This window comes from Pseudomonas sp. xss_2, assembly GCF_043104195.1.
In the GTDB taxonomy this organism is placed as follows: domain Bacteria; phylum Pseudomonadota; class Gammaproteobacteria; order Pseudomonadales; family Pseudomonadaceae; genus Aquipseudomonas; species Aquipseudomonas urmiensis.
Genome location: NZ_JBICKL010000077.1, coordinates 187,846 through 210,655, shown reverse-complemented (window position 1 = coordinate 210,655; position 22,810 = coordinate 187,846). Strand labels below are relative to the sequence as shown.

25 protein-coding genes and 1 pseudogene are annotated in these 22,810 nt (G+C 62.5%); 18 read left to right on the top strand and 8 right to left on the bottom strand.

Translation table 11 applies throughout. The features are described from left to right. Positions 1 to 69 precede the first annotated feature (69 nt). The 11 genes and pseudogenes from paaK (at position 70) to ACF8K2_RS19570 (ending at position 11,339) form a co-directional block, all read left to right on the top strand. Entirely contained in the window at positions 70 to 1,389 is a 1,320-nt protein-coding gene (paaK, locus tag ACF8K2_RS19620) for a phenylacetate--CoA ligase PaaK (protein WP_392467104.1), read from the top strand. 298 nt (positions 1,390 to 1,687) lie between these two features. Continuing rightward, positions 1,688 to 2,677 (top strand): 1,2-phenylacetyl-CoA epoxidase subunit PaaA, encoded by a 990-nt coding sequence (gene paaA, locus ACF8K2_RS19615; RefSeq protein WP_186554482.1) that lies wholly within the window; start codon positions 1,688 to 1,690, stop codon positions 2,675 to 2,677. Between the two features lie 26 nt (positions 2,678 to 2,703). Next, positions 2,704 to 2,985 carry a 1,2-phenylacetyl-CoA epoxidase subunit PaaB gene (gene paaB, locus ACF8K2_RS19610; protein WP_186554481.1) on the top strand — a complete coding sequence of 94 codons (282 nt, stop codon included), beginning with the start codon at positions 2,704 to 2,706 and terminating at the stop codon, positions 2,983 to 2,985. A gap of 8 nt (positions 2,986 to 2,993) precedes the next feature. Beyond that, positions 2,994 to 3,752 carry a 1,2-phenylacetyl-CoA epoxidase subunit PaaC gene (gene paaC / locus ACF8K2_RS19605; RefSeq protein WP_392467101.1) on the top strand — a complete coding sequence of 253 codons (759 nt, stop codon included), beginning with the start codon at positions 2,994 to 2,996 and terminating at the stop codon, positions 3,750 to 3,752. Continuing rightward, entirely contained in the window at positions 3,739 to 4,272 is a 534-nt protein-coding gene (gene paaD / locus ACF8K2_RS19600) for a 1,2-phenylacetyl-CoA epoxidase subunit PaaD (protein ID WP_392467098.1), read from the top strand. The genes paaC and paaD overlap by 14 nt, the downstream gene beginning before the upstream one ends. A 15-nt stretch (positions 4,273 to 4,287) precedes the next feature. Further along, positions 4,288 to 5,364: a 1,2-phenylacetyl-CoA epoxidase subunit PaaE gene (gene paaE / locus ACF8K2_RS19595; protein ID WP_392467096.1), complete on the top strand. Its 1,077-nt coding sequence runs from the start codon at positions 4,288 to 4,290 to the stop codon at positions 5,362 to 5,364. A 163-nt stretch (positions 5,365 to 5,527) separates the two neighbouring features. Beyond that, on the top strand, positions 5,528 to 5,836 hold the full coding sequence (locus ACF8K2_RS19590) for a DUF485 domain-containing protein (protein WP_186554477.1): 309 nt from the start codon (positions 5,528 to 5,530) through the stop codon (positions 5,834 to 5,836). After that, positions 5,827 to 7,395, top strand: a pseudogene (locus ACF8K2_RS19585) (cation acetate symporter); the annotation flags it as partial. The gene ACF8K2_RS19590 and the pseudogene ACF8K2_RS19585, both read left to right, overlap by 10 nt. A gap of 32 nt (positions 7,396 to 7,427) precedes the next feature. Further along, the gene (locus ACF8K2_RS19580; protein WP_392467093.1) at positions 7,428 to 8,660 is read left to right on the top strand and encodes an OprD family porin; all 1,233 of its coding nucleotides are present in this window, start codon (positions 7,428 to 7,430) and stop codon (positions 8,658 to 8,660) included. 37 nt (positions 8,661 to 8,697) lie between these two features. Further along, on the top strand, positions 8,698 to 10,752 hold the full coding sequence (paaZ, locus tag ACF8K2_RS19575; protein ID WP_392467091.1) for a phenylacetic acid degradation bifunctional protein PaaZ: 2,055 nt from the start codon (positions 8,698 to 8,700) through the stop codon (positions 10,750 to 10,752). Positions 10,753 to 11,027: 275 nt separating this feature from the next. Continuing rightward, positions 11,028 to 11,339, top strand: a complete 312-nt coding sequence (locus ACF8K2_RS19570) for a hypothetical protein (protein ID WP_264232857.1) — start codon at positions 11,028 to 11,030, stop codon at positions 11,337 to 11,339. Positions 11,340 to 11,379: 40 nt separating this feature from the next. On the opposite strand, the gene ACF8K2_RS19565 is transcribed toward ACF8K2_RS19570, so the two are convergent. Continuing rightward, positions 11,380 to 12,999 carry a hybrid sensor histidine kinase/response regulator gene (locus ACF8K2_RS19565; RefSeq protein WP_392467089.1) on the bottom strand — a complete coding sequence of 540 codons (1,620 nt, stop codon included), beginning with the start codon at positions 12,997 to 12,999 and terminating at the stop codon, positions 11,380 to 11,382. 257 nt (positions 13,000 to 13,256) lie between these two features. On the opposite strand from ACF8K2_RS19565, the gene ACF8K2_RS19560 reads away from it, so the two are divergent. Together ACF8K2_RS19560 and ACF8K2_RS19555 are read left to right on the top strand one after the other, a co-directional pair. Beyond that, positions 13,257 to 13,871, top strand: a complete 615-nt coding sequence (locus tag ACF8K2_RS19560) for a LuxR C-terminal-related transcriptional regulator (protein WP_392467087.1) — start codon at positions 13,257 to 13,259, stop codon at positions 13,869 to 13,871. 185 nt (positions 13,872 to 14,056) lie between these two features. After that, positions 14,057 to 14,227, top strand: a complete 171-nt coding sequence (locus tag ACF8K2_RS19555) for a hypothetical protein (RefSeq protein ID WP_186554615.1) — start codon at positions 14,057 to 14,059, stop codon at positions 14,225 to 14,227. Positions 14,228 to 14,265: 38 nt separating this feature from the next. Here ACF8K2_RS19555 and ACF8K2_RS19550 read toward each other — a convergent pair whose 3' ends face one another. The 5 genes from ACF8K2_RS19550 to ACF8K2_RS19530 form a co-directional block, all read right to left on the bottom strand. Beyond that, on the bottom strand, positions 14,266 to 14,556 hold the full coding sequence (locus tag ACF8K2_RS19550) for a DUF6555 family protein (RefSeq protein WP_392467085.1): 291 nt from the start codon (positions 14,554 to 14,556) through the stop codon (positions 14,266 to 14,268). A gap of 116 nt (positions 14,557 to 14,672) precedes the next feature. Further along, a complete protein-coding gene (locus ACF8K2_RS19545) occupies positions 14,673 to 15,212 on the bottom strand; it encodes a hypothetical protein (RefSeq protein ID WP_392467083.1) in 540 nt (179 codons plus the stop codon). 9 nt (positions 15,213 to 15,221) lie between these two features. Beyond that, positions 15,222 to 16,424: a zinc-dependent alcohol dehydrogenase gene (locus ACF8K2_RS19540; protein ID WP_186554469.1), complete on the bottom strand. Its 1,203-nt coding sequence runs from the start codon at positions 16,422 to 16,424 to the stop codon at positions 15,222 to 15,224. 97 nt (positions 16,425 to 16,521) lie between these two features. Then, positions 16,522 to 17,073 carry an ATP-dependent Clp protease proteolytic subunit gene (locus ACF8K2_RS19535; protein WP_392467081.1) on the bottom strand — a complete coding sequence of 184 codons (552 nt, stop codon included), beginning with the start codon at positions 17,071 to 17,073 and terminating at the stop codon, positions 16,522 to 16,524. 44 nt (positions 17,074 to 17,117) lie between these two features. After that, on the bottom strand, positions 17,118 to 17,498 hold the full coding sequence (locus ACF8K2_RS19530) for a low affinity iron permease family protein (RefSeq protein ID WP_186554608.1): 381 nt from the start codon (positions 17,496 to 17,498) through the stop codon (positions 17,118 to 17,120). A 196-nt stretch (positions 17,499 to 17,694) separates the two neighbouring features. Between ACF8K2_RS19530 and ACF8K2_RS19525 the strand changes: the two genes are divergently transcribed. Genes ACF8K2_RS19525 through ACF8K2_RS19505 form a run of 5 tightly spaced genes read left to right on the top strand, consistent with a single transcriptional unit; the run spans position 17,695 to position 22,010 of the window. Continuing rightward, on the top strand, positions 17,695 to 18,612 hold the full coding sequence (locus tag ACF8K2_RS19525; RefSeq protein WP_312152661.1) for a DUF72 domain-containing protein: 918 nt from the start codon (positions 17,695 to 17,697) through the stop codon (positions 18,610 to 18,612). After that, positions 18,609 to 19,394, top strand: a complete 786-nt coding sequence (locus ACF8K2_RS19520) for an endonuclease/exonuclease/phosphatase family protein (protein ID WP_312152663.1) — start codon at positions 18,609 to 18,611, stop codon at positions 19,392 to 19,394. The genes ACF8K2_RS19525 and ACF8K2_RS19520 overlap by 4 nt, the downstream gene beginning before the upstream one ends. Then, complete coding sequence (gene clsB, locus ACF8K2_RS19515; RefSeq protein ID WP_186554465.1) at positions 19,391 to 20,593, top strand: cardiolipin synthase ClsB; 1,203 nt, start codon at positions 19,391 to 19,393, stop codon at positions 20,591 to 20,593. The genes ACF8K2_RS19520 and clsB overlap by 4 nt, the downstream gene beginning before the upstream one ends. Beyond that, positions 20,593 to 21,552: a lysylphosphatidylglycerol synthase domain-containing protein gene (locus ACF8K2_RS19510; RefSeq protein WP_392467078.1), complete on the top strand. Its 960-nt coding sequence runs from the start codon at positions 20,593 to 20,595 to the stop codon at positions 21,550 to 21,552. Before clsB ends, ACF8K2_RS19510 begins: the two co-directional genes overlap by 1 nt. Positions 21,553 to 21,581: 29 nt before the next feature. Further along, the gene (locus tag ACF8K2_RS19505; RefSeq protein ID WP_392467076.1) at positions 21,582 to 22,010 is read left to right on the top strand and encodes a hypothetical protein; all 429 of its coding nucleotides are present in this window, start codon (positions 21,582 to 21,584) and stop codon (positions 22,008 to 22,010) included. Positions 22,011 to 22,052: 42 nt separating this feature from the next. Here the strand turns inward: ACF8K2_RS19505 and ACF8K2_RS19500 are convergent, their stop codons facing one another. Next, positions 22,053 to 22,229, bottom strand: coding sequence for a metallothionein (locus tag ACF8K2_RS19500; protein WP_312152666.1), 177 nt, complete (start codon positions 22,227 to 22,229; stop codon positions 22,053 to 22,055). A gap of 2 nt (positions 22,230 to 22,231) precedes the next feature. Continuing rightward, entirely contained in the window at positions 22,232 to 22,708 is a 477-nt protein-coding gene (locus ACF8K2_RS19495) for a phosphotransferase system, HPr-related protein (RefSeq protein ID WP_392467074.1), read from the bottom strand. Positions 22,709 to 22,810: the final 102 nt, after the last annotated feature.

Sequence of the window (22,810 nt, the reverse complement as noted above, 5' to 3'; positions counted from 1 at the left end):
GGGCAGTATGCTGCCCGCATGACACTCAAGGCCTCTGCGCCTACGTACAAGAACAATTCGAGTGAAGCCATGAACATGTACCACGATGCCGAACGCGCCTTGCTGGACCCGATGGAAACCGCCAGTGTCGATCAACTGCGCCAGCATCAGCTGGAGCGCCTGCGCTGGAGCCTGAACCACGCCTACGCCAATGTGCCGCTGTACCGTCAGCGTTTTGCTGAGTCTGGCGCGCACCCTGATGACTTGAAATCACTGGAAGACCTGGCCAAGTTCCCCTTCACCGGCAAGAACGACCTGCGCGACAACTACCCGTACGGCATGTTCGCCGTGCCCCAGCAGGAAGTGGTGCGCCTGCACGCCTCCAGCGGCACTACCGGCAAGCCGACGGTGGTCGGCTATACCCAGGCCGATATCGACACCTGGGCCAATGTCGTCGCCCGCTCGATCCGCGCCGCGGGTGGGCGCAAGGGCGACAAGGTGCATGTCTCCTATGGCTATGGGCTGTTCACCGGCGGCCTGGGCGCGCACTACGGCGCCGAGCGCCTGGGCTGCACGGTCATCCCCATGTCCGGTGGCCAGACTGAAAAACAAGTGCAGCTGATCCGCGATTTTAAGCCTGACATCATCATGGTCACACCCTCCTACATGCTCAACCTGGCTGACGAGATCGAGCGCCAGGGTATCGACCCGCATCAGCTCAAGCTGCGCCTGGGGATCTTCGGTGCCGAGCCTTGGACCGACGAACTGCGTCGCTCCATCGAGCAGCGCCTGGGGATCAATGCCCTGGATATCTATGGCCTGTCGGAAATCATGGGCCCAGGGGTTGCCATGGAGTGCATCGAAACCAAGGATGGCCCGACCATCTGGGAGGACCACTTCTACCCCGAAATCATTGACCCGATAACCGGTCAAGTGCTGCCGGATGGCCAGTTGGGTGAGTTGGTGTTCACCTCGCTGAGCAAGGAGGCGCTGCCGATGATCCGCTACCGCACCCGCGACCTCACCCGCCTGCTGCCCGGCACGGCGCGGCCGATGCGGCGGATTGGCAAGATCACCGGGCGCAGTGACGACATGCTGATCATTCGGGGGGTTAACGTGTTCCCCACGCAGATTGAAGAGCAGGTGCTGAAAATAAAACAGCTTTCTGAGCTTTATGAGATTCACCTGTATCGCAATGGCAATCTCGACAGCGTTGAGGTGCATGTCGAGTTGCGCGGCGAATGCCAGGCGCTGGATGAGGCGCAGCGCCAGCAGGTGGTTGGCGAATTGGGCCGGCAGATCAAGACTTACATTGGCATCAGCACCCAGGTATTGCTCAAGCCTTGCGGCACCTTGAAGCGTTCGGAAGGTAAGGCTTGCCACGTTTACGATAAACGCCTGGCTAGCTGAGTCTTCGCTCGTCACCCAGCCCCGGCCAATGGCCGTCATGCTGTTCACTTAAGGTACGTTTCGCCTGCTTTGGGGCCGCTTTGCGCCCCCAAAATCTTAAGTGAACTGCATTACGACCATTGGCCGGGGCTTTTTTTCGCCTGGCTTTTTTTGGGGCATTTTGCGGCCCATCGGCGATCCCAAGATTTCAAAGTGATACACAATTAGCATTCGATACATCAAAATATGTTTGATGTTGTGTTTTGTATCGCTTATAAATGACTCATGCCCCACCCAGCCCTGAGGCAGGAGTCAGAACATGTACGCACAGCTAGTGGAAACCGGTGTAAAGCACATCAAGTCGCTCGAGGAGATGTCCCCCGAGGAGCGTGCCTTCCAGGAAAAAATCGACGCCGAGATCAAGATCGAAGCCAAGAACTGGATGCCCGACGCCTACCGCCAGACCTTGATCCGGCAGATCTCGCAACACGCCCATTCGGAAATCGTCGGCATGCTGCCTGAAGGCAACTGGGTCACCCGTGCCCCCAGCCTCAAGCGCAAGCTGCAACTGATGGCCAAGATCCAGGACGAAGCCGGCCACGGCCTGTACCTGTACAGCGCCATGGAAACCCTCGGCGCCGACCGCGACGAAGAAATCGCCAAGCTGCACAGCGGCAAGGCCAAGTATTCGAGCATCTTCAACTACCCGACCTTGAGCTGGGCCGACATGGGCGCGGTCGGCTGGCTGGTCGATGGCGCGGCGATCGTCAACCAGGTGGTGCTGCAGCGCACCTCCTATGGCCCCTACTCGCGGGCGATGATCCGCATCTGCAAGGAAGAAAGCTTCCACCAGCGCCAGGGCTACGAGTTGCTGCTGACCATGATGCGCCACGGCACCCAGGCGCAAAAAGACATGGTCCAGGATGCGATCAACCGCCTCTGGTGGCCGGCGCTGATGATGTTCGGCCCCAGCGACGAGCACTCGCCCAACAGCGCCCAATCAATGGCCTGGAAGATCAAGCGCCAGACCAACGACGAGCTGCGCCAGCGTTTCATCGACCAGACCATCCCCCAGCTCGAACTGCTTGGCTGCACCGCGCCCGACCCAGACCTCAAGTGGAACGAGGCGCGCGGCCACTACGACTTCGGCGAGATCCAGTGGGATGAATTCTACGAAGTGATCAAAGGCAACGGCCCCTGCAACCAGGAGCGCGTCGCCACCCGCCGCCAGGCCATCGAAGACGGCGCCTGGGTACGCGAGGCCGCCGTGGCCTACGCACGCAAGCAACAGAACAAGAACGCCGCCTGAAGCGGCGATTGATGCGGAGATCGAACATGTCTGTCTGGACCCTCTACGAAGTATTCGTGCGCAGCAAGCACGGCCTGAACCATAAACATGTGGGCAGCGTGCATGCCGCCGACGCCGCCATGGCCATCGAGAACGCCCGTGAGCTGTACACACGTCGCAGCGAAGGGGTGAGCCTGTGGGTCGTGCCCTCGGCACTGATCACCGCCTCCTCGCCAGATGACAAAGACCCGCTGTTCGCCCCTGCCGACGACAAGGTTTACCGCCATGCCAGCTTCTACCAGCTGCCTGATGAAGTCGGACACATGTGAGGCCCGCCATGCACAATCAAGCACTCATCCAATACCTGCTGCTGCTCGGTGACAGCGCCCTGATCCAGGGCCAGCGCCTGTGCCAGTGGTGCGGCCATGCGCCGGCTCTGGAAGAAGAGCTGGCCCTGATGAACGTCGGCCTCGATTTGGTCGGCCAGGCACGCAACTGGCTCGAATACGCCGCCGAACTGAGCGACGACGGCCGCGACGCCGACGCCCTGGCGTTTCGCCGCGATGAGCGGGCCTATCGCAACCTGTTGCTGGTCGAACAACCCAATGGCGATTTCGCCGTGACCATGCTCAAGCAGTTCTTCTATGACGCCTGGCATTTCGCCGTGCTCCAAGGGCTGAGCCAATCGCACGACCCGCGCATCGCCGGCATTGCCGCCAAGGCCCTGAAGGAAGTCACCTATCACCTGCGCCGCTCTGGCGAGTGGGTGCAGCGCTTGGGCGGCGGCACCGAAGAAAGCCGCCAGCGCATGCTCGCCGCGATCGCGCTGCTGTGGCGCTTCACCGTGGAACTGGCGGCCGGCAGCGATGCCGAGCTGCGCCTGGCCGAAGCGGGCATTGGCGCAGATCCTGCGCAGGTCGGCGCGGCTTGGCTCAAGCAGGTCAGCGCGATCTTCGCCTCGGTCGAGCTGCCACTGCCCAAAGCGGCCAACCACTTCTATCTGAGTGGTCGCACAGGCCTGCACAGCGAGCACCTGGGCCTGCTGCTGGCCGAGATGCAGTTCTTGCCACGGGCCTATCCCGATGCAACCTGGTGAGCTGATCGCCAGCGACCGTGGCGCCCGCGCGGCACGCGGCGGTGACCTGGCGCGGGCCTGGGCGGTGCTGGAACAGGTGATGGACCCGGAGGTGCCGGTGGTCAGCGTGGTCGATCTGGGCATCGTGCGTGACCTCGACTGGCGCGCCGGCCACCTGCACCTGGTGGTGACCCCGACGTACTCCGGCTGCCCGGCAACCGAAGTGATAGAGGGCGATATCCGCCAGGCGCTGGAGCAGGCCGGATTCGCCGAGCCGGACCTGGAGCGGCGATTGACCCCGGCCTGGAGCAGCGACTGGATCAGCGACCAGGGCCGCGAGCGGCTACGGCGGTACGGCATCGCCCCGCCCGAGGGCAGCCAGAGCAAGCGCAGTCTACTCGGCCAGGCGCCGCAGGTGTGCTGCCCGCAATGTGGCAGTAGCCATACCGAGCTGCTCAGCCAATTTGGCTCCACCGCCTGCAAAGCGCTGTACCGCTGTCGCGAGTGCCTGGAGCCCTTCGACTATTTCAAATGCATTTGAGCCGTGGAGAACACCATGAGCCAGTTTCATAGCCTGACCATCAAAGACGTGCGCAACGAGACCCGCGACGCGGTTTCGATCGCCTTCGACGTGCCTGCGCACCTGCAGGCGGCATTTCGCTTCACCCAGGGCCAGTACCTGGTGATGCGCACCCAGCTGGATGACGAAGAAGTGCGCCGTTCGTATTCGATCTGCAGCGCGGTGCACGATGGCGAGTTGCGCGTGGCAGTCAAGCGGGTACCCGGTGGGCGCTTTTCCTCGTTTGCCAACGAAGCGCTCAAACCGGGCCAGCAATTGGAGGTGATGCCCCCCGCCGGCAGCTTCTTCGTGCCGCTGGAGCCGAGCCGCCAGGGCAATTACCTGGGCGTGGCCGCTGGTAGTGGCATTACCCCGATCCTGTCGATCATCGCCAGCACCTTGGCCAGCGAGCCGCACAGCCGCTTCACCTTGCTGTATGGCAACCGCTCAAGCTCCGCTGCATTGTTTCGCAACACGCTTGAAGACCTGAAGAACCAATACCTGGATCGCCTCAACCTGATCTTCGTGTTCAGCCGCGAGCAGCAAGACGTTGACCTGTACAACGGCCGTATCGACGCCGACAAGTGCGGCCAGCTGTTTACCCGCTGGATGGATGTGGCGAGCCTGGATGCGGCATTCATCTGCGGTCCGCAAGCGATGACCGAAACCGTGCGCGACAGCCTGCAGGCCAATGGCATGGCCAAGGAGCGCATCCACTTCGAGCTGTTCGCCGCGGCCGGCAGCCAGGCGCGGCGTGAAGCGCGTGAGGCGGCGCGCCAGGTCGATTCGGCGATCAGCCAGGTCACCGTGATCAGCGATGGCCGCGCGCTGGCGTTCGACCTGCCGCGCAATACCCAGAACATCCTCGATGCCGGCAACGCGATTGGCGCCGAGCTGCCCTACTCGTGCAAGGCCGGCGTCTGCTCGACCTGCAAGTGCCGGGTGATCGAGGGCGAGGTGGAGATGGACAGCAACCATGCGCTGGAAGATTACGAGGTGGCGGCGGGCTATGTGCTGTCGTGCCAGACCTATCCGATCAGCGACAAGGTGGTGCTCGATTTCGACCAGCTGTGAGATCCAGTAGACCTCATCGCGGGGCCAGCCCGCGCCCACGTACCTCGTCGCAATCGAATCCATTGCGTGGGAGCGGGCTTGCCCCGCGATGAGGCCCTCAGCAACACCGCACTAACCGCGTGACCTCAGTAAAAACAATTACAACACCAAGAGATCGCTTCCCATGACCCCCGAGCACATCGAGCGCATCAGCAATCACCCCGATTTCCAGCAACTGATCCAGCGTAAACGCCGCCTCAACGGCTCGCTGACCCTGATCATGCTGGCTGCCTACTACGGCTTCGTCCTGCTGGTGGCGTTCGCCCCCGGCCTCCTCGGTCAGTCGCTGAGCGGCGGCGTGACCAGTGTCGGCATGCTGGTCGGGGTGCTGATGGTGCTGTTGTCCTTCGCCCTTACCGGCATCTACATGCACCGCGCCAACAGCGTGATCGATCCGCTCAACGACAAGGTCAAGCAGGAGTTCGCCCAATGAACTGGACTGCCATCTCGATGTTCATGGTGTTCGTCTGCTTCACCTTGCTGGTGACCCGCTGGGCCGCCTTGCGCACCCGCTCGGCCAGCGATTTCTACACCGCCGGCGGTGGCCTGACCGGCATGCAGAACGGCTTGGCGATCGCCGGCGACATGATCAGCGCCGCGTCCTTCCTGGGCATCTCGGCGATGATGTTCATGAACGGCTACGACGGCCTGCTGTATGCCCTGGGCGTGCTGGCCGGCTGGCCGATCATCCTGTTCCTGATCGCCGAACGCCTGCGCAACCTGGGCAAGTACACCTTCGCCGACGTGGTTTCCTACCGCCTGGCGCAAACCCCGGTGCGCCTGACCTCGGCATTCGGCACCCTGGCCGTGGCCTTGATGTACCTGGTCGCGCAAATGGTCGGCGCCGGCAAGCTGATCGAACTGCTGTTTGGCATCAGCTACCTGTATGCGGTGGTGCTGGTCGGCGTGCTGATGGTGCTCTACGTGACCTTTGGCGGCATGCTGGCAACCACCTGGGTGCAGATCATCAAGGCGGTGATGCTGCTTTCGGGCACGACGTTCATGGCGTTCATGGTGCTCAAGCACTTTGGCTTCAGCACCGAGGCGATGTTTGCCAGCGCGGTGTCGGTGCATGCCAAAGGCCAGGCGATCATGGCCCCGGGCGGCTTGCTGTCCAACCCGATCGATGCGATTTCCCTGGGGCTGGGGATGATGTTCGGCACCGCTGGCCTGCCGCATATCCTGATGCGCTTCTTTACCGTCAGCGATGCCAAGGAAGCACGCAAGAGCGTGTTCTACGCCACCGGCTTCATCGGCTACTTCTACCTGCTGCTGATCGTCATCGGCTTCGGCGCCATCGTCATGGTCGGCACCGAGCCGTCTTATCGCGATGCCAGCGGCGCAATCATCGGCGGTGGCAACATGATCGCCGTGCACCTGGCCCAAGCAGTAGGCGGCAACTTGTTCCTCGGCTTCATCTCGGCCGTGGCGTTCGCCACCATCCTGGCGGTGGTTGCAGGTCTGGCGTTGTCTGGCGCCTCGGCAGTCTCCCACGACCTTTACGCCTGTGTAATGCGCAAAGGCCAGGCCAGCGAGCTGGACGAAATGCGCGTGTCGCGCCTGGCGACATTGGTTATCGGCGTGTTGGCGATCATTCTCGGCCTGATGTTCGAGTCGCAGAACATTGCCTTCCTCTCCGGCCTGGTGCTGGCGGTAGCGGCATCGGTCAACTTCCCGGTGCTGCTGCTCTCGATGTTCTGGAAGGGCCTGACCACCCGGGGTGCGGTGTGCGGCAGCATGGCCGGGCTGATTTCGGCGATCGTGCTGGTGGTGCTCGGCCCGGCGGTGTGGGTCAACGTCCTGCACAACCAGCAAGCGCTGTTCCCCTACAGCAACCCGGCGTTGTTCTCCATGAGCCTGGCGTTCTTCAGCGCCTGGGCGTTCTCGGTCACCGACGGCTCTGAACGCGCCGCGCAGGAGCGTGGGCGCTACCTGGGCCAGTTCATCCGCTCCATGACTGGTATTGGCGCGGTTGGCGCCAGCAAACACTAACCCTTGAACTTCGAATGTCGGGTACAACAATAATGAACCACACTCGCTTCAAGTCGCTGGCCTGGCTGGCCAGCCTGGCCCTGCCCTCGCCCGCCATGGCGGATTTGATCGCAGACAGCCACGCGCGTATCGAGCTGCGCAACCACTACATCAACCGCGATTTTCGCCAGGCCAACGCCCCCCAGTCCAAGGCCGAGGAATGGGGCCAAGGCTTTACCGCGCGCTTCGAATCGGGGTTCAGCGAAGGCCCGCTGGGGGTTGGCCTCGACGCCATGGGGCAGCTGGGGATCAAGCTCGACTCCAGCCGTGATCGGCGCAATACCGGCCTGCTGCCGTATGGGCCGAACAGCCACGAGCCGGTCGACGACTACAGCGAGCTGGGCCTGACCGGCAAGCTGCGGCTGTCCAAGAGCACCCTGCGCCTGGGCACCCTGCAGCCGATCCTGCCGGTGGTGGTGTACAACGACACCCGCCTGCTGTCATCGACCTTCCAAGGTGGCTTGCTGACCAGCCAGGAAATCGACGGGCTGACGGTCAATGCCGGGCGTCTGACCGAGGCCAACCTGCGTGACTCGTCCGGGCGTGACGATATTGGCTATGGCGCAGCGCAGAGCGATCATTTCGACTTTGCCGGTGGCAGCTACGCACTCACCCCGCAGACCAGCCTGAGCTACTACTATGCCAAGCTCGATGAGATCTACCGTCAGCAGTATCTCGGCCTGCTGCATACCCAAGCGCTGGGCGAAGGCCTGAGCCTGCGCAGCGACCTGCGCTACTTCGATAGCCGCGGTGACGGCGCCGAGCGCGCCGGGCGCATCGACAACCGCAACTTCAACGCCATGTTCACCCTCGGGGTGCGCGCGCATAAGTTCACCGCGACCTGGCAGCAGATGTCCGGCGACAGCGCCTTCCCGTTCCTCAATGGCGGCGACCCCTACACCGTCAACCTGGTCACCTACAACACCTTCACCCGCGCCGGGCTCGACTCCTGGCAGTTGCGCTACGACTACGACTTTGTCGCCTTGGGCATCCCCGGCCTGAGCTTCATGACCCGTTACACCGACGGCCGCCACGCCGAAACCGCAACCCTCAGCAATGGCCGCGAGCGCGAACGCGACACCGACCTTACCTACGTCATCCAGAGCGGCCCGTTCAAGGACGTCAGCCTGCGTTGGCGCAACGTCACCTTCCGCTCTGGCAACGGCCTGACCAGCAAGCTGGACGAGAACCGCCTGATCATCGGCTACACCCTGGCGCTGTGGTAACCGCGCCCCTGTCCATCACAACCGCTTGGAGAACAGTATGTCTGACGCCCCTACCCTGCAGAGCTTCATCGCTGGCCGCTGGATTGGCCAGCACGGCGCCCAGGCCCTGCGTAGCGCCCTGGACGGCCACATCCTGGCCTACAGCCATGAAGAGCGTCCTGATTTCGCCGAGGCTGTGGCATTTGCTCGCAGCCAGGGCCTGGCCCAGTTGCTGGCCATGGATTTCCAGCAGCGCGCTGCGCGCCTCAAGGCGCTGGCCCTGTACCTGGCCGAACGCAAGGAACAGCTCTACGCCCTGTCCCATCACAGCGGCGCGACCCGCGCCGACAGCTGGATCGACATCGAAGGCGGCAACGCCACGCTGTTTTCCTATGCCGGCATCGGTAGCCGCGAGTTGCCTTCGGGCAATCTGCTGCACGAAGGCCCGGCCATCGCACTGGGCAAGCAAGGGCACTTTGCCGGCAGCCATATCCTGGTGCCGCGTGCCGGCGTGGTGGTGCACATCAACGCCTTCAACTTCCCCATCTGGGGCATGCTGGAAAAGTTCGCCCCGACCTTCCTCGCGGGCATGCCGTGCATCGTCAAGCCGGCCACTTCGACCAGCTACCTGACCGAGGCGGTGGTGCGCCTGATGAACGAGTCCGGCCTGCTGCCCACTGGCAGCCTGCAACTGGTGATCGGCAGTACCGGTGACCTGCTCGACCGCCTGCAAGGCCAGGATGTAGTGACCTTCACCGGGTCTGCCGACACCGCGGCCAAGCTGCGGGTAAACCCCAACCTGATCCGCCATTCGGTACCGTTCACCGCCGAGGCCGACTCGCTCAACTGTGCCATTCTCGGCCCGGACGTAACTCCGGACGACGAAGAGTTCGAGCTGTATATCAAGGAGGTGGTGCGCGAGATGACCACCAAGGCCGGGCAGAAATGCACCGCCATCCGCCGCGCCATCGTCCCGGCCAAGCACCTCGATGCGGTCGCCACTCGCCTACGCGAGCGCCTGGCCAAGGTGGTGGTCGGCGATCCCTCGGTGGAAGGCGTGCGCATGGGCGCGCTGGCCTCGCATGATCAACAGCGCGATGTCGGCGAGCGGGTGCGCAGCCTGCTCGCCAGCTGCGACCAGCTGTTCGGCGCCAGCGATGGCTTTGCGCCAGTGGGTGACGGTGTGGCTGAAGGGGCCTTCTTCGCACCAACCCTGCTGCACGCGCGCGACCCGCATGCCGAAGGCGGCGCGCACGACATCGAGGCGTTTGGCCCGGTCAGCACGCTGATGACCTACCACGATCTGGACGAAGCCCTGGCACTGGCCGCACGAGGTAAAGGCAGTTTGGTCGCGAGCCTGATCACTCGCGACCGCGCGGTCGCCGCCAAGGCGATTCCGCTGGCGGCGGCCTGGCATGGCCGGTTGCTGGTGCTGGACCGGGAAGCGGCCAAGGAGTCGACCGGGCATGGATCGCCCCTGCCGCAGCTCAAGCACGGCGGCCCAGGGCGGGCCGGGGGTGGTGAGGAGTTGGGCGGTTTGCGAGCGGTCAAGCATTACCTGCAACGCGCGGCCGTGCAGGGCTCGCCGAGCATGCTCAGTGCGGTGACGGGCGAGTATGTGCGCGGCGCCGAGGTGATCGAAACCCAAGTGCATCCGTTCCGCCGCTACTTCGAAGAGCTGCAAATCGGCGAATCGCTGCTGACCCATCGACGCACGGTGACCGAGGCCGACCTGGTCAACTTCGGTTGCCTGTCGGGCGATCATTTCTACATGCACTTTGACGAGATTGCCGCCAAGCAGTCGCAATTCGGCAAACGGATCGCCCACGGCTACTTCGTGCTGTCGGCTGCCGCCGGCTTGTTCGTCTCGCCTGGCGAGGGGCCGGTGTTGGCCAACTATGGGTTGGATACCTTGCGCTTCATCAACCCGGTCGGGATCGGCGACACCATCCAGGCGCGGCTGACCTGCAAGCGCAAGATCGACCAGGGCAAGAGCAGCCCGCTGGGGCAGCCGCAAGGTGTGGTGGCGTGGGATGTCGAGGTGACCAACCAGCTGGGTGAGTTGGTGGCCAGCTATGACATTTTGACCTTGGTGCTCAAGCGGGCGGGTTGATGCGGGTCAGTCTCGCGTGAGTGTCCGGCCTCTTCGCGGGCAAGCCCGCGCCTACACGATCAGTGCAACACCTGTGGGAGCGGGCTTGCCCGCGAAGAGGCCATAACTGACACCCCATCCATAGCGGCACTACGCCATGTCGTACATCTGCCCTAATCCCAGCGCCCCATCCTCGGCGTTATAGTCCGGCCACTCACCCGCTTTCCACGCGCCGTCCCCGCGGCGCCAGGCCGGCGTGTGGCCGAACAATCAGAACAACGCCAAGGAAGCACCCCATGAAGCCCCGTCATCCCCTGCTCAAGCCAATCCTGACCCTCGCAGCATTGGCCACCCTGGCTGGTTGCCAGACCGTCAAACCCACCGAAGATACCCTCAAGCAGCGTTCCGAAATCGCCCTCGGCGTGCCGGTGACCAAGGTCTCCAACGTGCGCAACGACAGCACCCTGACCTACTTCACCGCCACCACCGCCAAAGGCGAGTACGACTGCCAGATGCCGAGCGGCGCTATCGTTGCCGTCGCTGGCATGGGCCTGTACGACCCAACGCCGTCGTGCCTCAAGGAAGGCCAGCCGCTGATTCTGCGCTGAGCGCCAGCTAACCGCGTTTCCCCTTCAGCCCCGCGCCGGTCTAACCCACCGGCGTTGCTGGCTCCTCCCGCAAGGCCCGTAGGGCTGCACGCAGTTCGGCCGGACGTACCGGCTTGGACAAAATGGCGATATTCCGGTCATGTACTGCCGCCTGAATCCGTTCGATGTCGTGCCCGGTCATGATCAGGGCCGGCACTTGCCTGCCGCGTTGCGCGCGCAGGTCGTCGATGCAGTCCAGCCCGGTGGCCTCCGGCCCCAGGTCGTAATCGGCGACGATCACGTCACAGTCACTGCTCAGGCCCTTGGCCGAGCTTTCTGCCTGCACCTGGCAACCCCAGCGCCCGAGCAACGCCGAGGTGGCCTGCAATACGTTATGGTCATCTTCCACCAGGCACACCCGCAGCCCGGTCAGCAGGCCCGCCTGCAAGGCTGGGTCGACGCCGCTGTGCACGGCTCGCGGCGCTACCCGCGTCAGCCCCTGCAGGGTGACGCTGGTGCCATGGCCCGGACGCGACCGCAGGCTCACGCGCAGATCCATCAGCTGGGCCAAGCGCTTGACGATGGCCAGGCCCAGGCCGACGCCTTCGACATCCTTGTCGCGCATTTCGCGAATCCGGTAGAACTCCTCGAACACCTTGTCTTGATGCTCGGCGGCAATGCCGCGGCCTTGGTCATGAATCTCGATCTGCAAGTGATCGCCGCGCCGGCGTACGCCAATCAGCAGCGGCCGCTGCGCGGCGTACTTGAAACTGTTGGACAGCACGTTCTGCACCATGGTGGCGAGCATGCCTGGGTCAGCCAACGTCCAGTGCCGACCGGCGCGCAAGCGCATCTCCACCCCCGCCCAGCGCGCAGCTTCGGCGTTCTGGCGCAGCAACTCGCGCAAGAACGGCTGCACAGCGAAGGTTTCGTACTTGGGTTGCACCCGGCCGTTGTCGAGGGTGTACAGGTCGAGAATCGAGCGGAACAGCTGGGAGACGTTGAGCAAGGAGCGATCGATATTGTCCACCAGGCGCCGTTCTTCCTCACCCAACTGCCCTTCGCGCAGGCAGGCGGTGAACAAGCCGATGGAATGGATTGGCTGGCGCAGGTCATGGCTGGCCTGGGCAAGGAACCGCGATTTCTCGCGGGTGGCGAGCATGGCCAGTTCCGAGGCCTTGCGCGTGCGCTCCAGCAGCAGGTGGGCATAGATCGGGATCAGTGTGCTGGTGGTCAACAGCATCAGCACCATGAACGGCTGCTGCTGCCAATACGGCGTGATCTGGTACACCACCAGCAACGCCGCCAGCGCCAGCACCGTGGCGATGGCCAGGTAGCGCGAGCCGAAGCGCATGCCGTTGCCCAGGTTCACCCAGACCATCACCGCATACAGCGGCAAGGCTGCCTCGCCGCCGACCACCAGGCCAAAGCAGGTGCCGGTATAGTCATGCACCATGCCCAGCACGCGCCGCCACGGGTAATGCCCAGGCCAATGGGCGATGGCCTGGCGCAAGCCGATCGATACCAGCAGGAACGCTGCGATGTAGTACACCACTGGCAGGTAGGTCTGGTAGGCGCGCCCCGGCAGAAAACCGAGCAACCCCATGTAGACCAGTGCACAGGTCGCGACGATGATGCGCAGGTTGGCCTGGTCCAGTTCGTTATTCTTGTCAAAATCCATTGCAAGCATCCTTGTGCGCCAGTCGACATCCGCGCCATGTGCGCCAGGAAGGCTGCGCAGGCAACTGCTAAATTAGGCTCTGTACGAAATGCATCCGCACTCGCCCATACTGCGTTGAAACGGGGCTCGGAATGCTCATGTACTCCAGTACACTGCGCTTCCTCCCCCCGTTTCGCCTTGTCTGGCCTTCGCGCGAATACATTTCATACAGACCCTAGCATGACCCGGGCAACGGGCGATTTCAGGAGCGACAAGACGTGAGCTGCCGCATCATCGTCGCGGACGACCATCCGCTATTCAGGGAAGCCATGGTCCGTACCGTGCAACGGATATTGCCGCAGGCATGCCTGGAGGAAGCGGGCAACCTCGGCCAAGTGCTGGAGCTGATCGATCACGGCGAAACGCCGGATACGCTGATTCTCGACCTGCGTTTCCCCGGCCTGACCTGCCTGGAACGGTTGGCGGCGCTGCGCAAGCAGTTGCGCCGCACCTCGTTGATCATCGTCTCGATGGTCGATGAACCAGAGCTGATCAGCCAGGTGATGGCGGCCGGCGCCGATGGCTTCATCGGCAAGAGCATCGCCCCTGATGAGCTCGGCGCGGCGATCCTGGCCATCCGTGAAGGTGAAGTCGTGGTCAAGTACCAGCCTTCTGGCCTGCTGCCCGCGCTGGGCGCAGAAAGCGAAGTCGAACAGCTGACCCAGCGCCAGCAAGACGTGCTGCGCCTGATCGCCCAAGGCAAGACCAACAAGGAAATCGCCCGCGAACTGGATATCTCGCCGTTCACCGTGCGCATTCATGTGTCCTCGCTGTTGCGTACGCTCAATGTCTCGTCACGTACCGCTGCTGCGGTCAAGTACACCGGCACCTGATGCCGCTGGTCGGGCTGGTGTGGCTGGCCATGGAGCATTGAGGGTGCTGAGCGGTTCTCAATTGTTGAGGGCTTTCGGATTTTGGTCCGCTTCGCGGCACTTCGCGGGCGAGCCCGCTCCCACAGGTTCGGCGCTGTTCTCTGGGTAAGCGCTGTACCTGGGGCAGCGGCCCCAAAGGAGGTGTTATGAGCAAGATTCTGAACATGGGCGGCGGCAACGTCGAGGACGACTGGCCAGAACTGCAACCTGATCGGCGCAACGACCGCGCCGATGATCCCGATGCCGATCCAAACCTCACCGACGAGGAAGAAAATCGCCCCGGCGTGCCGGCCAGTGATCCTGAGTCCGGTGCATGAAGTGAAAATGACTGGGGCCGCAATCAGCGGCCCCAGGGTCAAACAGTAGGCGAAGTGGCCTGGGCATCATCGCCGCTGGAGGCCTCGACCGGGGTCGGTCTACTGCCCGACAGGCGCCAGTTCACCTCACTGATTCCATAGCGTTCAGCCATGGGCCGGCTGACCTTGCGAATTTTCTCCCGCCCAAACTTGGGGATGATGCCAATACCGGCATCGCAACTGGCCCAATGCCAAGCCTCGGCATTGTCCATCCGCTCCAGGCGAATAATGAAGCTACGCGGCTCGCCATGCAGCCGGTAGTCGATGATGTACAGCTGTGGGTTTGGCATCTGTGGGGCCCTCCTCTTCTCCATGGATGACAAGCCAATGGATCAGGGATTTACGTGAAAATTCAAAACATTGTCGAACAATGTGAATGAGCGGTCAGGTGGCAAAAGGCCGCCCCTTAACTGCCGGCCGGATCAAGCTGCAAAAACAGGCAATAGCCGCCCAATAGCACCCAAAACACCAGAAACAACCACGGCGCGCGAATCGAGAACATCAGCGACTTGCGATAGCCGCGGTGGCTCGATTCGGTCTCACAGAACAGCGGCCAGTCGTCATAGGCCATGCCGACGCTGGGCTCACTGCGTAACAACTGGCTCTGCTTGAAGTGCCAGTGATCGATGATGCCGTAGGCGGCGCGAATACCTGGCCAGGCGTTGAGCGAACTGAGCGCGCCCAACAGTGCAAGAAACGGTGGCACGATCAAGGTGAATTGCCCGCCCCATTTCTGGTTGAGATTGGCCATGCACGAAATGAAGGCAATCACCAGAAACGACTGCGCCGCCAGAAAGGCGTCGGTGCGGTTGGCCAGGATCGTGGTCTCGTACTGGATCTCGCGTCGATAGAACTCCAGCCGTTCGCGCGGGCTTTCGAACAGCAGGCCTTGTTCTGGCGGGTGCAGATCCTCGCTGTTGACCGAAGTGATGATGCGTTGTGACATGCAATCCTCTCAAGGGTGAACGCTGAGCACGGCGTCTGCTGCCTCACCGGGCACCATGATCACCTTGCGGCAGCGTTCTTGTTGTTCATCGAACATCTCATAGCCGCGGATCGCGTCTTCCAGGGCGATGCGGTGGGTGACGATGGCTTCGGGGTTCAGGCGGCCGGCTTCGATATGTTCGAGCAGCTCCGGCAAGTAGCGCTGTACATGGGTCTGTCCCATGCGGAAGGTCAGGCCTTTGTCGAAGGCGTCGCCAAACAAGAAACCGTGGATAAAACCGGCGTAGACCCCTGGCACGCTGACCACACCGCCGCGACGAACGGCTGCCATGCTCTGGCGCAACGCCTTGCCACTGCTGCCTTCGAGTTTGAGCGCGGTGAGCACCGACTCGGTGGTACTGCCTTTGGCTTCAAAACCCACGGCGTCGATCACCGCATCCACACCGCGCATGCCGCGGGTTTGGCGGATGATGGTGTCGGCCGGATCATCATCGTGGGAAAAATCGATAGGGATCACGCCGTAGGCGTCACGGGCGTAGTCGAGGCGATAACCGCACTCATCGACCATGAAGATCTGTTCAACCCCCAGCATCCGCGCGCAAGCCGCCGACAGCAGCCCAACCGGGCCTGCGCCGAAGATCGCCAGTGACGCGCCTTGGCCGACCTCGGCATTGAGCACCGCCTGCCAGGCAGTGGGCAGAATGTCGGAGAGAAACAGCACCTTGTCGTCCGCCAGGTGCCCCGGCACTTTGAAAGGCCCGACATTGGCCTTGGGCACGCGCACGTAATCGGCTTGGCCGCCAGGGATACCACCGTACAGGTGGCTGTAACCGAACAGCGCCGCACCCGGTGGGATGGCCTTTTTGTTGAGGATGGCGCCGCGACCGGTGTTGGTGGTTTCGCATGCGGCAAACAAATCGTGCTGGCAGAAGAAACAGCTACCGCAGGCAATCACGAACGGGATCACCACCCGATCGCCCGGGCTGACCGCGGTCACTTCGCTGCCCACCTCTTCGACAATACCCATGAATTCATGGCCAAGGATGTCGCCAGACTCGACCGCTGGAATCTTGCCGCGGTACAGATGCAAGTCCGAACCACAGATGGCCGTGGCGGTCACCCGCAGCACGATATCGTCATTTGCCTGAATCACTGGATCAGGCACGGTATCGACCCGTACGTCGCCAGCACCGTGGTAGGTCAATGCGCGCATGATCAGGTCTCCTTGGCACGAATTGCTCTTGTCATTAACTCCGAGCATCTTGACTGCCCTGGCGCTCAATCGCGGTCGGTTCTAACTGACGAGCGGCTCATGCATGCACGCTCCATTGGCTGTCGTGCTCCTCGATGGGCCGCTCATCGATGGCGTGGATCATGCCGCTGGCCAATGCCTCGCTCGGCCCAAGAATGCGCGGATAAGCCATCAGGTAGCGTTGTACATCGAGCGCTTCAGCGGCGCCTTGGGTACGTTCGGCGACGATCTCGGCGTACAGGCGCAGGTCGTAGTCCAGGCTCATGGCGTATTCGGCCATGCGCGCGTGGTCGACCGAGCCATGCAAGGTCCAATGAAACGGGTGGAACAAGAATTTGCTCAGTGCACAGGCCGTGCGATGGGCGCCAGCGAGAAAGATGATGTTGCCCATCGACTCCACTGTGCCCAGGTTATGGGTGTGCACCGGCACCGGCAGCGAGCGCAGGAAGTTGTACAAGGTAAAGCCGTAGCTGCACTCCCCGCCCATGGTGGCGATGTTGAGCTGCAGTACCTCAGGGCTCTGCTGGAGAATGCGCGAGCAGGTATTGATCAGGTTGCCGCAGGTGCTTGAGTTGATCGGGCCGGTGAAGTGAACGATATGCCTGGCCATGCGTGCCTCCAGAGTCGGCGGGTCTTGCCCGGATGGGCGAACGCTCAATCGGATGTGTCCTTGGCGGATGCTTGATCGCCCTGCTCGCCCATGCGCTGGTACTGCTTGCGTAAGGCATGCAGCTGGGCGGGGTCCATGTCTTCCAGATCCAGCAGGGCCTTGTGCGCCTTGCGTGTGGTGCGCAGCAGTTCGTCGATCTTCACGTGCAACTCGTCGCTGTCGCGGTTCTGGGTGTTCTGGATCAGGAACACCATCAAGAAGGTGATGATGGTGGTCGAGGTGTTGATCACCAGCTGCCAGGTGTCGTTGAAGTCGAACAGTGGGCCGCTGATCCCCCAGATCAAGATCATCAACATAGCGATGGCGAACGTAACCGGGCGTCCCGTGCAGTTGGCCAGCCATTGGGCGAAGCGATCGAACTTCATCGGCGTGTCCTCCAATGTCAGGCGAGCGATGAAACTCATGGCCCACCTTTGGTGGAATCGTCCGACGCGGCAAAGTTCAACTCATGCACACCTGCAAGCCCGGGCCATTCGTCAAATCCTGCTGAACCCTGGGCGGCGCGCCAAGGTCGCAACTCAAGGATTGCCTGATTCCCGTTCCAGGATTGAAGGAGGCAGTGTGAGCGAGATCCGTATCGGTATTTCAGGCTGGCGTTATGGCCCCTGGCGCAAAGATTTCTACCCCGAGGGGCTGCCCCAGGACAGCGAACTGGCGTTCGCCTCGCGGGCAGTCAACAGCATCGAGATCAATGGCTCGTTCTACAGCCTGCAAACGCCAGAGCGCTATCTTCATTGGGCTGAGCAAACCCCGCAGGACTTCGTGTTTTCGGTCAAGGGCCCGCGCTACATCACCCATATGCGCAGGCTTAAAGACATCGAACAGCCGCTGGCCAACTTTTTCGCCTCCGGCCCCTTACTGCTGGGCGACAAGCTCGGGCCGATTGTTTGGCAGTTTCCACCGAACATGCACTATGACGAGGAGCGTTTCAGCCAGTTTCTCGAGCTGTTGCCGTTCGATCGCAAGGCCGCCCGGCGCTGTGCCCAGCATTGCGCCGAGCGCTTGGTGGGCAATGGCGGTACCCAGATCAAGGGCGACGCGCCGTTGCGCCATGCCGTGGAGATCCGCCACGAGAGCTTTCTCTGTGAGTCGTTCATCAAGCTGCTGCGTACCCACAATGTCGCTCTGGTGGTCGCCGACAGTGCCGGCAAATGGCCCTACGTCGAAGACCTGACCGCCGATTTCGTCTATATGCGCTTGCATGGCGATGTCGAGCTGTACAGCAGCGGCTATACCTCGCGCGCCCTACGCCGTTGGCGCATGCGCGTCGAAGCCTGGAGCCAGGGTGAGCAGCCGGCAGATGTCCAGCTGATCAGCGCGCACGCGCCGCGCAAACGGCGTTCGCGAGATGTGTACTGCTATTTCGATAACGACCAGAAGGTCCATGCGCCCTATGACGCCCGCCGCCTGCTGGCCAAGCTCAATCTCGATGGTGAGCTGGTGACCGAGCCCGGCGTGGAACCGGAGGTTGAACTGTGAACTCGACGCTTACCGACCCTCGCCAGATCACCGACAGCGATACAGCGGTGCACCGGCTCAATGTGCTGACGATCAACGTGCACAAGGGCTTCACCTTCTTCAATCGGCGTTTCATCCTGCCCGAGCTGCGCGAAGCGGTGCGGGCCACGGGGGCTGACCTGGTGTTCTTGCAGGAGGTGCATGGCAGCCACGAGCGCCATGCCGAGCGCCATGCCGCCTGGCCGCAGACCCCGCAGTACGAGTTTCTTGCCGACAGCATGTGGCCGCAGTTCGCCTATGGGCGCAATGCGGTGTACCCCGACGGTGACCACGGCAACGCGCTGCTGTCGAAATTTCCCATCAGCGAATACCACAACCTGGATGTGAGTATTGCCGGCAACGAGCAGCGCGGTTTGTTGCATTGCCGCCTGCAAGTGCCTGGGCATGAGCAGGTGCATGCCATCTGCGTGCATTTGGGCTTGCGCGAAGCCCATCGCCAGCGCCAGGTACGTTTGCTGTTGGAGTTTCTTGACAGCCTGCCAGCGAAGGCGCCGGTGATCGTCGCCGGAGACTTCAATGACTGGCGGCTCAAGGCTGATGCGCTGCTATCGGAGCGGCTGGTAGAGGCGTTCGGCGAGCACTTTGGCACGCCCGCCCGCAGCTTTCCGGCACGCCTGCCGTTGCTCCGGCTGGACCGCATCTACCTGCGTAACGCCATGCCCTGCAAAGCCCAGGTGTTGGCCAAATACCCGTGGTCGCACTTGTCTGACCATGCGCCCTTGGTTGCGGAGGTGAGCCTGTGAAAACCCCTTGGACAGACGGCAACAGCGTACAGCTGCTGATCAATGGCGAGGAGTACTACCCGCGCGTGTTCGAGGCCATGGCCCAGGCGCGTGAAGAGATCCTGCTGGAAACCTTCATCATCTTCGAGGACAAGGTCGGCCAGCAGTTGCAGCAAGTCCTGATCGACGCTGCCAAGCGCGGCGTGCGGGTCGAAGTGGCGGTCGACGGCTACGGCACAGCGGACCTGACCGATCAGTTCATCGCGGCCATGACCGAGGCCGGGGTCAGCTTCCACGCTTTCGATCCGCAGCCGCGGCTGGTCGGGATGCGCACCAACCTGTTCCGTCGCTTGCACCGCAAGATCGTCGTGGTCGACGGCGAGCGGGCGTTTATTGGCGGAATCAACTACTGCCTCGACCACTTGGGCGAATTCGGGCCGATGGCCAAGCAGGATTACGCCGTGGAAGTCACAGGGCCGGTGGTGGCCCAGGTCCATGCGTCCAGCCGACGGCTACTGGCGCCCGTCCTGCAACCGCCAAGCCAGGTGCGGCCAGTCAGCGCGCCTACCGGCAACGCCAGTGCGGTCTTGGTGGAGCGCGACAACAACCGCCACCGCACCGATATCGAGCAGCAGTACCTGCAGGTGTTTCGCCAGGCCCAACGGCGGATTGTAGTGGCCAATGCCTACTTCTTCCCCGGCTATCGCTTGCTGCGAGAACTGCGCAATGCCGCCCGCCGCGGGGTCGAGGTGACCTTGATCCTGCAAGGGCAACCGGACATGCGCTGGGTCCGGGCGTTGTCCCGGCTGCTCTATAACTACCTGCTGCGCGATAACGTGCGCATTCACGAGTACTGCCAGCGGCCGCTGCACGGCAAGGTTGCGCTGGTCGACGAGGAGTGGTCGACGGTCGGCTCGAGCAACCTCGACCCGTTGAGCCTGTCGCTCAACCTGGAGGCCAATCTGCTGATTCGCGATCGCGCCTTCAACCAGATGCTCTACAAGCACCTCAGCGAACTGGCCATGCAGCAATGCAAGGCGGTAACCCTGGAGCGGATGATTCGCGGCTATTGGTGGCGGGCACCGTTGATTTTCATGGGTTTCCACCTGACCCGCTGGTTCCCCCGCGTCGCCGGCTGGTTCCCGGCCCATCGCCAGCGCCTGCAATCGCTGCAACCGGACACCGATAGCCACGCCAACTTTCACGAGGGTAAGACCTGATGCAGACCAAGCGCTGGCATACCTGGGCCAAACGGCTGTTCACCGTGGCGTTCCTGATCCTGATTCCTGTGCTGCTGTATACCCTGGCGCGCAATCTGGACTGGAACGAGGTGCGCCAATCGTTGCTCGCCTATAAACCCAGCACCTTGATGATCGGCCTGGTGCTGGCGTTATGCAGCTATCTGGTATTTGCCAGCTACGATCTGCTCGGCCGGGCCTACACGGGGCACTCGTTGCCGGCGCGCCAGGTATTGCCGGTGGCGTTCGTCTGCTATGCCTTCAACCTCAATTTCACCACCTGGGTGGGTGGCGTGGCCCTGCGGTATCGGCTGTATGGCCGGTTAGGGCTGGATACCGCGACCATCACCAAGATCCTCACCCTGGGTCTGCTGACCAACTGGATGGGCTACATGCTACTCGCTGGGGTGGTGTTCGCTTCACGTCAGGTCAAGCTGCCGGACAGCTGGGCAGTAGGCGTTAGCGGGCTGCAGCTGATCGGTTTTCTGCTGTTGGCTATCGTTATCGGATACCTGCTGGCCTGCGCCTTTGCCAAGCGGCGTACTTGGCAGTGGCGTGAGCATGAGATCACCCTGCCCTCGCTGCGCCTGGCGCTGTGTCAGGTAGCACTGGGGGCCAGCAATTGGGCCTTGATGGCAGCGCTGATTCATTGGCTGTTGCCACATGAGCTGTTCTACCCCTCGGTGCTGGGTATTTTGCTGATCAGCTGTGTGGCCGGTGTAGTGGCGCACATTCCGGCAGGCCTGGGAGTGCTCGAGGCGGTGTTCCTCGCCCTGCTCCATGGGCAGTTGGGCCAGGGCACGCTGGTGGCGGCGCTGCTTGGCTATCGCACGTTGTACTACCTGATTCCGCTACTGCTGGCGGTGGTCGCCTATCTGGTCCTGGAAAAGCGCGCCAGGGCCATGCGCCAGCAGGGCAAGGCGACATTGCGCAAGACCTGAACAAGGGCCGACGGCCCAGGAGGTTAGCCATGCGTGTCCCTGTTCTGCTGTTGGTGCTGGCAAGCTTGACCAGCACCCAGGTGCTGGCCGAGGCCTGCGATGTGATCACGCGTTCGTCCAGCGAGGCGGTCAAACCGGTGGACCGACATACCTGCTACAGCTACAGCAACATGCCTGCCGAAGCGATCAACTGGTCGTGCAGCAATGAAAGCAAGGACATGCTCAGCACCGAGAAGCACAAGGTCGCCCGCTGCGCCGATAGCAGCGTTGGCAGTTGCATCGCGCCGTTGACCCAGGAATCGCTGGCCAATCCGAAAGCCGCTGGCAGTGACCAACCCTCGACCCGGCCAGCCCTGTCCAAGGATGCGCGGGTGATCACCTACTACTACGACACCCCAAGCCTGGGGCAGGCGCGTAACGATTGTGAGCGGAACAATGGTATCTGGCAGACTCACTGACCGGTGAGATGGCTGTTGGGGCCGCAGCGCGGCCCCAAAAACTTAGGTCTGCTCAGATGGATCAGGCTTGCCGCAGGAACAACCACCCATCCGGCACCGTTCACCATTACGATGCCCCGTGGCACAGGCTTCACAGCAATAAGCCTTGCCCCCTTGCTGCACGGCATTGGCGTCTACCGTGCAATTGCAGTGTGGGCAGGCGCAGCGTTGCTCTTTCATGGTCAGCTCCTTTTCTCTTCATCGTGCGAATCAACCGGCGAGACCTCATCGGTCCAGGGCTCGCCGTCCAGCGGTGCTGAGCGGGCCAGCTCTGCTTCATCCAGGCCAATCCCACCCCCAATCTCATTGGCCTCGACTTCGCGCAGGGTTTGATCTGCCGGGCCATCGCCGTCACCCAGTTCATCGGCATCGCGGGCACCGGTCTCGTCATACAAGGTGTCGGGGCTCATATCGTCGAGGGTGACGTTGTCCTCGTGCAGGCTGTCGCTCAGGGCCTCACCGCCGGTCATGCCACTCTCGGCAACGCGCCGGGCTGGGTATTCGTGGTCCACTTCGCGTGCCGGACGCTCATCGCCAATGCGGCCTCGGCGCTGGTCATTGCGCTCGTCGAAATCCAGTTCGTGGACGCTGCCCATACGGTCCTCGGTGTCGTCGATCTCGACCTGAGGGCGGTTTTTCCGATCATCTGGCTGGGCCATCTTGGTTCTCCGGCAAAGGGTTCATTCGGTCGACTGCCAACCCCTGGCAATGATTCAGAGTTTCTGCCAGGTGGCGCCTGCCAACAGATTGAACTCTGTCTG